The following is a 12,986-nucleotide window of genomic DNA, read 5'->3' as shown; positions in this document are numbered from 1 at the left end:
TCAGCGGGAGGCGAATTCTACAGCGTTACAACCTGCTGTCAACCACCTTTTTCACCGCTGCCGATTCAGTGACCTGAACCGAAGCACTTCCTCGCCATCCTGAACGTCTAACTCGTTGATATTCAAGGAGTTTTACGTTCCGACTGCGCCGGAAGTGGGGCGAATTATAGAGAGATTCGAGGGGGCGTCAACACTTAATGTGAACTTTCTATGAAATAAGCGAAACAGCAGGAAAATCAGCAACTTCCTTCAGTTTATATAGGGGAGGGCGGCTTTCGTCGCCCACCTATATAGAAGCGCTACAGAACACCCGCCTCGCGCAGCGCCATGACGGCCTGATCCGACAGGCCCAGAACACTCGTCAGCACCTCCAGCGTGTGCTCGCCCAGCAAGGGCGGCGCCCGGCGATACTCCACAGGCGTACCCGAAAGCCGGATAGGACTCGCCACCTGGGGCACCGTGCCGCCCAACGCATGGGGCAGCTCGACTTTCAACCCGCGCGCCTGCACCTGGGGATCAGCAAAGACCTGTGACACATCATTGATAGGCCCGCAGGGCACGCCGGCACGTTCAAGCGCTTCCACCCACTGCGTCGTGGTCTTGAATACAGTGGCCTGGCGAATCAACGGGATCAGCTCGGCCCGATGCGCCACTCGCTGCTTGTTGGTCGCGAACCGCGGGTCATCCGCCCACTGGGGCTGCCCGGCCACTTCCGCGAATTTGCGGAACTGGCTGTCATTACCCACGGTAAGAATGAAGTCGCCATCGGCCGTGGGAAAATCCTGGTACGGCACAATGTTCGGGTGCGCATTGCCAAGACGCTTAGGCGGGATGCCCGTGGTCAGGTAATTCATCGCCTGGTTGGCCAGGCAGGCCACCTGCACATCCAGCAGCGCCATGTCGATGTGCTGACCCACGCCGCCCTGATCGCGATGCGCCAAGGCTGCAAGAATCGCAGCAGTCGAATACAGCCCCGTCAGGATGTCGGTCAATGCCACGCCTACCTTCACCGGCCCTGCACCTTCCTCACCATCCGGGCGCCCGGTCAGGCTCATCAGGCCGCCAAGACCCTGGATCATGAAGTCGTAGCCGGCACGCTTCGCATAGGGGCCGGTCTGGCCGAACCCTGTAATCGAGCAGTAGATGAGCCTCGGGTTCTCGGCCTGCAGTGACTCGTAGTCCAGACCATAGGCCTTGAGGCCACCGACCTTGAAGTTCTCGATCACGATGTCGGACTTCGCCGCCAGCTCCCGCACCAGCTTCTGACCTTCAGGCCGGGTGAAGTCGATGGTGACCGACTGCTTGTTCCTGTTGGCCGAAAGGTAATAAGCCGCCTCGGACGTATTCTCGCCCCGCGGATCTTTCAGAAACGGAGGACCCCAGGCACGCGTATCGTCGCCGTTTCCCGGGCGCTCGATCTTGATGACGTCCGCCCCCAGATCCGCCAGGATCTGGCCCGCCCAGGGTCCGGCCAGGACCCTGGACAAATCCAGCACACGAATATGCGACAGCGCGCCCATGGCAGGCTCCTTAGTAGAAGGCCTGAATGCCGGTCTGCGCGCGCCCCAGAATCAGTGCATGCACGTCATGGGTGCCTTCGTAGGTGTTGACCACCTCAAGGTTGACCAGATGACGGGCAATGCCGAACTCGTCGGAGATCCCGTTGCCGCCGAGCATGTCCCGCGCCATGCGCGCGATGTCCAGGGACTTGCCACAGGAGTTGCGCTTCATGATCGAGGTGATTTCCACCGCCGCAGTGCCTTCGTCCTTCATCCGCCCAAGACGCAGGCAACCTTGCAACGCGAGGGTGATTTCAGTCTGCATGTCTGCCAGCTTCTTCTGGATCAACTGGTTTGCAGCCAACGGGCGGCCAAACTGCTGGCGATCCAGCGTGTACTGACGCGCGGTGTGCCAGCAGAATTCGGCTGCGCCCAGCGCACCCCAGGAAATGCCATACCGGGCGGAGTTCAGGCAGGTGAACGGCCCCTTGAGCCCGCGAACATCCGGGAAGATGTTCTCTTCAGGCACGAAGACGTTATCCATGACCACTTCACCGGTGATCGAAGCACGCAGGCCCACCTTGCCGTGGATTGCCGGGGCGCTCAGACCTTGCCAGCCTTTCTCCAGAATGAAACCGCGAATGTCACCGGCATCATCCTTGGCCCAGACCACGAACACATCGGCAATCGGGCTGTTGGTGATCCACATCTTGCTGCCGGTCAGCCTGTAGCCGCCTTCCACGGAGCGCGCACGAGTAATCATCGCGCCCGGGTCGGAGCCATGGTTCGGCTCGGTCAGACCGAAGCAGCCGATCCATTCGCCGGACGCCAGCTTGGGCAGGTATTTCTGCTTCTGTGCTTCGGTCCCGAATTCATTGATCGGCACCATGACCAGCGAGGACTGCACGCTCATCATCGAGCGGTAGCCCGAATCGACGCGCTCGACCTCCCGGGCGATCAGGCCATAGCAGACATAGTTCAGGCCGCTGCCACCGTACTGCTCGGGGATGGTTGCGCCCAGCAGGCCGACTTCACCCATCTCACGGAAGATTGCAGGGTCGGTCTGCTCATGCCGGAAGGCTTCGAGCACACGAGGAGCGAGTTTGTCCTGGGCGAACTGTTCGGCGCTGTCACGAACCATGCGCTCTTCTTCGGTGAGCTGCTGATCCAGCAACAGCGGATCGATCCAGTTGAAGCTTGCTTTACCGCCCATGACGTTCTCCTCGTTGAATGGTGCTCTCGGGCCAAGCCGAGAAAAAGCTGTGGAGTGAGACTAGGCCGGGATCGGCGCCGGGGCAAACGAGGATTTCGCATAGTCTTGTGCTAATTTCTCACTCCGTAACGGCGAAAACCGCCCTATCAGCACCCGACGAGTGAGGTTCCCGTACATGCGTCGCAAGATCCCCAGCACTGCTGCACTCGTCAGTTTCGAGGCCGCCGCTCGCCACGAAAGCTTCACCAAGGCCGCTGAAGAGCTTTCCCTCACGCAAAGCGCCATCTGCCGACAGATTGGCAGCCTGGAGGAGTTCCTCAATGTGGAACTGTTCCGACGCTCGCGCAGGGGAGTGAAGCTGACAGAAGCAGGGCTTTCCTACAGCCGACGGGTCGCAACGCAACTGGACGCTGTGGAACGCGACACGCTCTCAGTGATGGGGCACCAGGGGGCAAACGTGATCGAGCTTGCAGTGGTGCCGACCTTCGGCACCCAGTGGTTACTGCCGCGCCTGAAGGACTTCCAGCAACAGAACCCCGACGTGACGATCAACCTGACCAACCGCACCCGCCCGTTCCTGTTCGCCGACACCGACTTTGATGCAGCCATCTACTTCGGAGATGCCGACTGGTCGGGTACGCAATCCCATCGGCTGATGAGCGAAAACCCCATGCCGGTTTGTAGTCCTCATTTACTGGGCAACAAACCCCGACTCAGCGCGCGTGAATTATCCGAGATGCCGTTGCTGCAACAGACCACACGACCCTACGCCTGGCGCCAGTGGTTCGGCTCAATGGACATGAATATCGCTCGCGACATGACAGGGCCGCGATACGAGCTATTCTCCATGCTCGCTCAGGCGGCGATGCATGACATGGGCGTGGCGCTGATTCCGCCGTTTCTGATTCAGCGAGAACTGGCGGAAAAGCGTCTGGTGGTGGCCAATTCACACGCATTATCGAGCGTGAAAGCCTATTACCTGATGATTCCAGAGCGAAAAGTCGAATCCGCGTCATTGAAAGCCTTCCGCGACTGGCTGGTGCAACAGGCTGAAACCTACGCCCTGCCTTGATTTCAGGCGATTGAGTCAAATTTACTGACCCTGTAGTCAATTAAATTCAAAGACTACAGATATCTTGTAATGTCGCATTTAAGAAACACCTCTGTTCTTTATCCAAAACAGGCTGCACACGTTATATGACGGGGCTTCCAGCCAGATTGAGCACTGTTTTCACCTCGCAGACGAAAAAAACTTCAAACACTGAACATTTCGCTACACGCCTCTAAATACAAGGCCTGTAGCGGTTTGTTGCGTCAAACGGTCACAGGGTGACTTGTAGTTAAAGTCACGTCCCGTTACAGAATTCCTTGAAGCACCCCTGTTACACCTGCAAAATGCCGCGCCCCTCTTGTTATAGAGAGGGCGAGGTGATCGCTGCACCAGACGCGCCATACGCAGTGCGCTGGCCTACTTTTTAAAAGATAAAAAAGATCACGCAGGAGATTTGACGTGCACATTGGTGTCCCTCTAGAAACCCAGTCCGGTGAAACTCGGGTTGCTGCTACTCCGGAAACCATCAAGAAGCTCATTGGCCAGGGTCATAAGGTCACCGTCCAGTCAGGCGCAGGCATTACCGCCTCCGTGACGGACAGTGCCTATGAGGCGGCAGGTGCTTCGATCGGCGGCGCCTCTGATGCCTTTGGCGCCGAGCTCATCCTCAAGGTCGTCGCCCCAAGCGACAGCGAACTGGCCCTGATCAAGAGCGGTACCGTGGTCATCGGGATGCTCAACCCGTTCAACAACGAGATCATCGCCAAGATGGCCGAGCGCGGGATTACCGCCTTCGCCCTGGAGGCGGCTCCGCGCACCTCGCGGGCGCAAAGTCTCGATGTACTGTCCTCGCAAGCCAACATTGCCGGTTACAAATCGGTCCTGCTGGCGGCCCATCACTATCCGCGCTTCATGCCGATGCTGATGACCGCTGCCGGTACCGTGAAGGCTGCTCGCGTGCTGATCCTCGGTGCAGGCGTTGCCGGTCTGCAGGCCATCGCCACTGCCAAACGTCTTGGTGCAGTGATCGAGGCTTCCGACGTTCGCCCTGCGGTGAAAGAGCAGATCGAGTCGCTGGGTGCCAAGTTCGTCGACGTGCCTTACGAGACCGACGAAGAACGCGAAGCAGCAGTGGGTGTGGGCGGTTATGCGCGTCCGATGCCGGCCAGCTGGATGCAGCGTCAGGCAGTGGCCGTTCACGAGCGCGCCAAGCAGGCGGACATCGTGATCACCACCGCGCTGATTCCGGGCCGCAAGGCTCCAGTGCTGCTGAGCGCCGAAACCGTCTCGCAGATGAAACCAGGCTCGGTGGTCATCGACCTCGCGGCGGCCCAGGGCGGCAACTGCCCGCTGACCGTCGCCGATCAGGTGGTGATCGAGCACGGCGTGACCATCGTTGGCCACACCAACCTGCCTGCGCTGGTGGCCGCTGACGCGTCGGCGCTATATGCACGCAACCTGCTGGATTTCCTGAAGCTGGTCTTCACCAAGGAAGGCCAGTTCGAGATCAACCTCGAAGACGACATCGTCGCCGCGTGCCTGATGTGCCGCGACGGCCAGATCGTGCGCAAGAACGGCTGAGGATAAAAACAATGGAAGACATGCTGATCTCTCACGGCGTCTACAACCTGATCATCTTCGTGCTGGCGATCTACGTCGGCTACCACGTGGTCTGGAACGTCACCCCTGCGCTGCACACCCCACTGATGGCCGTGACCAACGCCATCTCGGCCATCGTGATCGTCGGCGCCATGCTGGCGGCTGCACTGACCGTGACCCCGCTGGGCAAGACCATGGGGACCCTCGCGGTCGCTCTGGCAGCCGTCAACGTGTTCGGTGGCTTCCTGGTCACCCGCCGCATGCTGGAAATGTTCAAGAAGAAGGCTCCGAAAGCCAAAGCTGAGGATGCCAAGCAATGAGCATGAACCTCGTCACCCTGTTGTACCTCGTTTCGGCGATCTGCTTCATCCAGGCCCTCAAGGGCCTGTCGCACCCGACCACATCGCGCCGCGGCAACCTGTTCGGCATGTGCGGCATGGGTCTGGCAGTGCTGACCACCATCGGCCTGGTGTTCAAGCTGGCGGCGTTGTCCACCGACGGCGCCAGCGCGGGTATCGGCTACATCATTGTCGGCTTGCTGGTCGGCGGCACCGCCGGTTCGATCATGGCCAAGCGCGTCGAAATGACCAAGATGCCGGAGCTGGTCGCCTTCATGCACAGCATGATCGGCCTGGCAGCGGTGTTCATTGCCATCGCCGCCGTGGTCGAGCCTCAGTCGCTGGGCATCGTTGCACACCTTGGCGACGCGATCCCGACCGGTAACCGCCTTGAGCTGTTCCTGGGCGCGGCGATCGGTGCGATCACCTTCTCAGGTTCCGTCATCGCCTTCGGCAAGCTGTCGGGCAAGTACAAGTTCCGCCTGTTCCAGGGCGCACCGGTACAGTTCGCCGGCCAGCACAAGCTAAACCTGATCCTGGGCCTGGCCACGCTGTTCTTCGGCCTGATGTTCATGTTCACCGGCAGCCTGTTCGCCTTCAGCGTCATGCTGATTCTGGCGTTCGTGATCGGCGTGCTGCTGATCATCCCGATTGGCGGCGCCGACATGCCTGTGGTCGTGTCGATGCTTAACAGCTACTCCGGATGGGCAGCGGCCGGTATCGGTTTCTCGCTGAACAACTCGATGCTGATCGTGGCCGGCTCCCTGGTGGGTTCCTCGGGTGCGATTCTGTCCTACATCATGTGCAAGGCCATGAACCGCTCGTTCTTCAACGTGATCGGCGGCGGCTTCGGCGGCGCGGCAGATGCGGGCGATGCAGGCGGTGCGAAAGAGGCGCGTCCGGTGAAATCCGGCTCGGCGGACGACGCCACTTTCCTGCTGACCAACGCCGACACCGTGATCATCGTTCCGGGCTACGGCCTTGCGGTGGCACGTGCCCAGCACGCCCTGAAAGAGCTGACCGAGAAGCTGACCCACGCCGGTGTGACCGTGAAGTACGCGATCCACCCGGTGGCAGGTCGTATGCCTGGGCACATGAACGTCCTGCTCGCCGAGGCCGAAGTGCCTTACGACCAGGTGTTCGAGATGGAAGACATCAACTCCGAGTTCGGCCAGGCCGACGTGGTGCTGGTGCTCGGTGCCAACGACGTGGTCAACCCGGCCGCGAAGAACGATCCGAAGTCGCCAATCGCCGGAATGCCGATCCTGGAAGCCTTCAAGGCCAAGACCATCATCGTCAACAAGCGCTCGATGGCCAGCGGCTATGCCGGTCTGGACAACGAACTGTTCTACCTCGACAAGACCATGATGGTCTTCGGCGACGCCAAGAAAGTCATCGAAGACATGGTCAAAGCGGTGGAGTAAGCGCTCTAGCCTGCAGCAAAACCAACCCTCGGCGCGTGCATCGGCCGGGGGTTTTTTACATCCGGCGTAAAGGTGTTTTGTCCTGAAAGCCGCTAATTAGAGCCCTCGAATGCGACCTTGGTCGTGGGACGAAAAAAATCCAGTTCTCTAGACTTGGGCCCTCGCATCCTCGTCCTGAGACAAGAAAACCATGCACCGTGAACGTATCCGCCTGCCTTCTTTGATGAGCAAGGTAATGAGCGCAGCCGACGCCGCTTCCCTGATCCAGGACGGCATGACCGTCGGCATGAGCGGCTTCACCCGCGCCGGTGAAGCCAAGGCCGTACCCAAGGCCCTCGCCGAGCGCGCCAAGGCCTCGCCGCTGAAGATCAGCCTGATGACCGGCGCAAGCCTGGGCAACGACCTGGATAAGCAACTGACCGAAGCCGGCGTACTGTCGCGCCGCATGCCGTTTCAGGTCGACAATACGCTGCGCAAGGCGATTAACGACGGCACGGTGATGTTCATCGACCAGCATCTGTCGGACACCGTCGAGCAGTTGCGCAACCGCCAGATCAAGCCGGTGGACATTGCCGTCATCGAATGCGTGGCGATCACCGAGGAAGGCCACCTGGTGCTGAGCACCTCGGTAGGCAACTCGGCGAGCTTCGCGATCCTCGCCGAAAAGGTGATTATCGAGATCAACACCGCACAGCCGCTGGAGCTGGAAGGCCTGCACGACATCTATATACCGACCTACCGCCCGACGCGCCTGCCCATCCCGGTATTGAAGGCTGACAGCCGCATCGGCAGCCAAGCGGTGAAGATCGACCCGGCGAAGATCGTCGGTATCGTGTTCAGCGACCAGGCCGACTCACCTTCATCTGTATTGCCCGCCGACCACGAGACCCAGGCCATTGCCGGGCATCTGGTGGAGTTCTTCAAGAACGAAGTGCGCCAGAACCGCCTGACCAACCAGCTGATGCCGTTGCAGGCGGGGGTCGGCACCATCGCCAACGCTGTGATGACCGGGCTGATTGACTCGCCTTTCCACGGCATGGCGATGTACTCGGAAGTGCTGCAGGACTCAACGTTCGACCTGTTCGAGGCCGGCAAGCTGGATTTCGCATCGGGCTGCTCGATGACACTGTCCGAGCGCAAGCACGACGCGGTGTACAACAATCTGGAGCAGTACAGATCGAAACTGTTACTGCGCCCTCAGGAGATTTCCAATCATCCTGAGATCGTGCGTCGCCTGGGCATCATCGGAATCAACACGGCGCTGGAGTTCGACCTCTACGGTAACGTCAATTCCACCCACGTCGGCGGGACCCGCATGATGAACGGGATTGGCGGCTCCGGGGACTTCGCCCGCAACGCCCACTTGGCGATCTTCGTGACCAAATCCATCGCCAAGGGCGGCGCGATTTCCAGCGTGGTGCCGATGGTCAGCCATGTGGACCACACCGAGCACGATGTCGACATCCTCGTCACCGAGATCGGGCTGGCCGACCTGCGAGGCCTGGCGCCTCGCGAGCGAGCCCGCGTGATCATCGACAACTGCGTGCATCCGGCCTACCGCGAAGCGCTCAATGACTACTTCCGCAAAGCTTGCGCCATCGGTGGGCACACGCCGCATGTGCTGCGTGATGCACTGAGTTGGCACCTGAACATTGAAGAAACCGGCCGCATGCTGGCGGTGTAGGAAATACAGTTTGGACGTGGCGACGACCTTTCGTCGCCACTGCGTTTGAGCTGAACGCTATTCTGGCGAAAATTGTACTGCTGTACCGGTCGTTTTTACCCCTGAAACGACACTTTTCACTAAATCAGCGCACAAAATGCACCATTTAGGTGCTAACCGGTACAGTTGCCCCATTTCCGAACAAAACAGTGCCCTTGAACAGTTAACTGAAGCAGCACAATACAAGTGAACTGTGTCTGGAGAGAGGAGGGCAATGAGAGGAAGATGGGCACCAATCAAGTCACTATCTAATCCCGCCACAAGCGGAAGGAAGAAGCACCATGGAACGCACCGTAAGTTCCGAACTGTTCTACGAAGAAACCGCTCAATCGGCCAAAGGCTCCCTGGTTCTGCGCATGTTCGCCAACCTGATGCTCTGGCAGCGTCGCCTGTCCAGCCGCCACCAGCTGGCCCGTCTGGATGCTCGTCTGCTGGCTGACGCCGGTATCAGCGAATCCCAGCGTTACGAAGAGCTGAGCAAGCCGTTCTGGCGCTAATTTAGCGCTCGCTGGTCCAGGCCTTAAGCCTACTGCCAGCACCCTGAATTGTTCACACAAAGCCCGTCGCAGGTCACTGCTGACGGGCTTTGTTGTTTCTGGCTTCCAGCGATTTCTTCCGTAGCAGCACGGCTTGCCGGCGGGAGCGGTGTGTCAGTCGAAAATGATTCGTCTGATACGACGCCCCCGCCGGCAAGCCGTGCTGCTACGTGTGCGAGTACAGATTCCAGGATCAACAGGTACAGTTTTACATAATCGCTTTGATACCGGTACAGTGCTTGAGTTATAAGGCGTACAGATCCGCAGCGGTGCCTCGGCAAAGCAGCTGGCACATCGCCCTGATAGTCCTTTAGCCCCCTGTTACGCTAGTCTTGCGCCATCTTCTGCCCCGTCGCTTGCGAGACAGCTCTGGCTCCTCTGCGAATTTGCGCGTGTGGTTTCGATTGACCCTTGTGGAGTTCCAACATGTCTCGTCTTCGTCTCATGACCGCAGCTGCGCTTCTGATCGCGGCAACCGGCGCCCAGGCTTCCAGCTTCGTGGTGACCACCGACACACTGGTTCGCGCGCTCGATGCTTCGTCCAACGCCACCTCGAAAATCTCCTCGTCCTTCCACGATGACAAGATCGTGCTGGCCGCCCGTGACGACGCAGCAAGCTTCGTCGCTTCCCAAGGTGAGATTCGCGGCGTCCACCTGGAAGGCGCCTTCGCCCACATCCGGGAAATAGCACCTGGCCTTCAGGCCTCGGATGCACAGCTGGCTCAGGCGATTCTCGCCATCTGATTCAGCTTCGCGACAGCTTTGGCAACGCCTGCCCCGCCACCTTCACTGGCTCTGGCCGGGGCATTGCGCTAGCCTTGCGGCTCGTTCCGTCATTACCGAAGACTCATGCACTTATTGTCTCGCCTGTTGATTGCAGCGACTGCCAGCCTGATCTGTGTGACCCAGGCTCAAGCGTTCGACACAACCACACAAAGCCTGATCAAAAGCGGGTACGGCACCAGTCAGGTGACGACCGGGCCTTTCGATAACAAACTGATACTTGCCGCCCAGGATGATGCTGCAGCGTTCATTGCCACTGATGGCCTACTGCGAGGAGCACAACTGGAGTCGGCGTTGATGTATCTGCGTCAGACCTCTCCAAAACTTCATGCCAGCGACCTTGAACTGGCGCAGGCAATCCTCGTCCAATAATTACTCTTTGTATCTTCTGTCTTTTGGAGACGTTCCATGCGTACCCCGCTTATCGTTGCGGCCCTGGGCTTGCTCGTGCTTACCGACGTGGCTCAGGCTCAAACCTTGAAAGCGACCAGCAACATTGTTGTTCGTGCTTTTGGCCGCAGCGTTGATTTCACGTCCGACACCACCTCTTCGGTCCGCAACTGGAAAATGGTTGTGGAAGCCCAGGACGACGCCGCCAGCTATGTCGCCAGCAACGGTGACATCCACGGTGCCCGCCTGGATGCGGCCTTCGCCACCCTGCGCGATCGTCTGCCCGAAGCCCGCAATGCCAGTGACCAGGATCTCGCCGAAGCCATCCTCGCATTGTGAGGCGCGTAGCCGCCTGGCTGCTGGCATCGGCGCTCTCGCTGATCTGCACGAGCGCCTTTGCCGACCTGAGCCTGTCGCTGTACACCGACGGGCTCGATCCTGCACAGCAGAAAGCCAGCCAGACGCTACTGGATGAAGCCCTGGCGCACCTGCCGCCCATGTTCATCACCAAGCTGGACCGCAAGGTGGAGGTGCGCTGGACCGATGACATGCCGGCCAATGCCTATGGACGCGCTGACGGCCCCTACCGCCTGGACCTGAATCAGAAGCTGCTGGCAGGCCTGACCGACGGCAGTGCCGCCACCACCAAGACCAATCGCCCCCACGGTACCGTTCGCGAAGAAATGCTCGCCACGGTGCTGCATGAACTGACTCATATCTACGACCACGCCCAGTTGTGGTCGGCGCAAGAGCGCAAACTCATCATCGCCTGTTCACGCCAGGGCAACAGCCTGGGCAAGATCGGCCTGCGCGACAATTGCCGAGGCCAGACAGACCGTCGCTTTACCCTGAGTGACGATCCGCGCCTGCTGGATCTGGCAGGCTGGCCGCAATACGTCGGACGGCGAGGAGAGCGCGAAGAGCGCAACGGCCAAGTGGCCCGCAGCCCGGACATCTACGAAATCAGCAGCCCGCTGGAATTCGTGGCGGTGAACATGGAGTACTTCCTCCTCGATCCTGCCTATGCCTGCCGCCGCCCGGCGCTGTACGACTATTACCGGCAGCAGTTCGGCTGGGCCCCTGCGGCCAAGGAAGACTGCCCGAGTTCCTATCCGTACCTGAACGCCGGCAACGATTTCGCCCGCGAGCCGCTGGGCAAGCTCGACCCCGAGCGCGTGTATGAGGTTGATTACCTGCTGGCCGAAGCCAACCAGAATCTGGTGAGCCGCTGGGGGCACAGCATGTTGCGGCTGGTCATCTGCAAGCCCGGTCGCCCAAGGGGGCCGGATTGCCGCCTGGATCTGGATCAGCACCTGGTGCTGTCTTACCGCGCCTTCGTCAACGACCTGCAGCTGTCCAGTTGGAGCGGCCTGACCGGCAAGTACCCTTCGCGGCTGTTCGTGCTGCCGTTGGGCCAGGTGATCGACGAGTACACCAAGACCGAACTGCGCAGCCTGGCGTCGGTTCCGCTGAAACTGTCGCGCCAGCAGATCGATGGCCTGGTGCAGCATGCCGCCGAAATGCACTGGGCCTACGACGGCGATTACTGGTTCCTGTCCAACAACTGCGCGGTTGAGAACCTCAAGCTGTTGCGCAGCGGCACAAACGACCCGCGCCTTGTCGGCCTGGACAGCATCCTGCCCAACGGCCTGCTCGAAGTGCTCAAGGGCAGGGGGTTGGCCGACACCAGTGTGCTGGACGACCAGAAGCGGGCGCTGCGCCTGGGCTATCGCTTTGACTCGTACCGTGACCGCTATCAGGCGATGTTCGATGTGCTGCGCAAAACCACCAAGGTGAAGGAGGCGACGGTGGAGGACTGGCTGACGCTGTCCGCCAAGGAGCGACAGCCGTACTTTGCCAAGGCCGATTTGCGCAGCAGCGCGGCCTTGCTGTTGCTGGAGCAGGCCAGCATGCGTCGGCAGTTGTTGCTGGCGCAGGATGAGGTGAAGCAGCGTTATCTGAGCGCAGTGGAGAAGAAAGACAACCGGGTTTCCCAGGCCACCGGCACCTTGCAGGACATTCTGGCCAACAGCGGCTTCTTAAGCCGTCCGGCTGAGTTGCTCGGCAGCGGCGGTTATGGCTTGCCCCAAGAGGGCGAGTGGAAGCGGTTGGAAGCGGAGAGCAGCGAGCGGCAGAAGCAGCTTCAGCGCTTGAGCGGCGACCTGGACAAGGAGGTGAGGGCGCTGCTGGAACCGGATCGCGCCGCCGAAATCGCCGCCACCGAAGACAACCTCAAACAGATCGGCGAACACCTGCGCGCGTTGCACAAAGCCGCTGGCGGGCTGGAATTGCCGTGAGCCTGGCCGATGATCGCTTTTGATTCTGGCCGCAGGCCGTGGGAGATTCTATGGTTGAGGGCAAAGTTTTTTAGCCCTCTTTCCTGCCTGGTATGCGTCCTTGTTCTGCATCAGGGAAAATGCGACGCGGGCG

General features: G+C 60.1%; 12 protein-coding genes. 10 read left to right on the top strand and 2 right to left on the bottom strand.

The window, feature by feature from the left end; translation table 11 throughout:
• Nucleotides 1-299: 299 nt before the first annotated feature.
• Nucleotides 300-1,520: a CaiB/BaiF CoA transferase family protein gene (locus ACIPOO_RS27425; protein WP_400611197.1), complete on the bottom strand. Its 1,221-nt coding sequence runs from the start codon at nucleotides 1,518-1,520 to the stop codon at nucleotides 300-302.
• 10 nt (nucleotides 1,521-1,530) lie between these two features.
• Nucleotides 1,531-2,712, bottom strand: a complete 1,182-nt coding sequence (locus ACIPOO_RS27420; RefSeq protein WP_400611195.1) for an acyl-CoA dehydrogenase — start codon at nucleotides 2,710-2,712, stop codon at nucleotides 1,531-1,533.
• A gap of 175 nt (nucleotides 2,713-2,887) precedes the next feature.
• Here ACIPOO_RS27420 and ACIPOO_RS27415 point away from each other — a divergent pair, with 175 nt between their 5' ends.
• From ACIPOO_RS27415 to ACIPOO_RS27370, 10 genes are all read left to right on the top strand, one after another.
• Nucleotides 2,888-3,784, top strand: coding sequence for a LysR family transcriptional regulator (locus tag ACIPOO_RS27415; RefSeq protein WP_400611193.1), 897 nt, complete (start codon nucleotides 2,888-2,890; stop codon nucleotides 3,782-3,784).
• Between the two features lie 438 nt (nucleotides 3,785-4,222).
• On the top strand, nucleotides 4,223-5,344 hold the full coding sequence (locus ACIPOO_RS27410; protein ID WP_274135294.1) for a Re/Si-specific NAD(P)(+) transhydrogenase subunit alpha: 1,122 nt from the start codon (nucleotides 4,223-4,225) through the stop codon (nucleotides 5,342-5,344).
• A gap of 11 nt (nucleotides 5,345-5,355) precedes the next feature.
• The gene (locus ACIPOO_RS27405; RefSeq protein WP_062386518.1) at nucleotides 5,356-5,682 is read left to right on the top strand and encodes an NAD(P) transhydrogenase subunit alpha; all 327 of its coding nucleotides are present in this window, start codon (nucleotides 5,356-5,358) and stop codon (nucleotides 5,680-5,682) included.
• Entirely contained in the window at nucleotides 5,679-7,124 is a 1,446-nt protein-coding gene (locus ACIPOO_RS27400; protein ID WP_274135290.1) for an NAD(P)(+) transhydrogenase (Re/Si-specific) subunit beta, read from the top strand. The genes ACIPOO_RS27405 and ACIPOO_RS27400 overlap by 4 nt, the downstream gene beginning before the upstream one ends.
• A gap of 190 nt (nucleotides 7,125-7,314) precedes the next feature.
• Nucleotides 7,315-8,808, top strand: coding sequence for an acetyl-CoA hydrolase/transferase family protein (locus tag ACIPOO_RS27395; protein WP_400611190.1), 1,494 nt, complete (start codon nucleotides 7,315-7,317; stop codon nucleotides 8,806-8,808).
• Between the two features lie 320 nt (nucleotides 8,809-9,128).
• Nucleotides 9,129-9,344: a DUF1127 domain-containing protein gene (locus ACIPOO_RS27390; RefSeq protein WP_274135287.1), complete on the top strand. Its 216-nt coding sequence runs from the start codon at nucleotides 9,129-9,131 to the stop codon at nucleotides 9,342-9,344.
• A gap of 465 nt (nucleotides 9,345-9,809) precedes the next feature.
• Nucleotides 9,810-10,127 carry a DUF2388 domain-containing protein gene (locus tag ACIPOO_RS27385; protein ID WP_274135286.1) on the top strand — a complete coding sequence of 106 codons (318 nt, stop codon included), beginning with the start codon at nucleotides 9,810-9,812 and terminating at the stop codon, nucleotides 10,125-10,127.
• A 105-nt stretch (nucleotides 10,128-10,232) separates the two neighbouring features.
• The gene (locus ACIPOO_RS27380) at nucleotides 10,233-10,538 is read left to right on the top strand and encodes a DUF2388 domain-containing protein (protein ID WP_400611187.1); all 306 of its coding nucleotides are present in this window, start codon (nucleotides 10,233-10,235) and stop codon (nucleotides 10,536-10,538) included.
• Nucleotides 10,539-10,574: 36 nt separating this feature from the next.
• Nucleotides 10,575-10,895, top strand: a complete 321-nt coding sequence (locus tag ACIPOO_RS27375) for a DUF2388 domain-containing protein (RefSeq protein WP_274135281.1) — start codon at nucleotides 10,575-10,577, stop codon at nucleotides 10,893-10,895.
• A complete protein-coding gene (locus ACIPOO_RS27370) occupies nucleotides 10,892-12,853 on the top strand; it encodes a DUF4105 domain-containing protein (RefSeq protein ID WP_400611185.1) in 1,962 nt (653 codons plus the stop codon). Before ACIPOO_RS27375 ends, ACIPOO_RS27370 begins: the two co-directional genes overlap by 4 nt.
• Nucleotides 12,854-12,986: the final 133 nt, after the last annotated feature.

This window comes from Pseudomonas sp. NPDC090201, from assembly GCF_044746825.1.
In the GTDB taxonomy this organism is placed as follows: Bacteria; Pseudomonadota; Gammaproteobacteria; order Pseudomonadales; family Pseudomonadaceae; genus Aquipseudomonas; species Aquipseudomonas putida_AD.
This window is presented reverse-complemented; position numbering and strand designations above follow the sequence as displayed.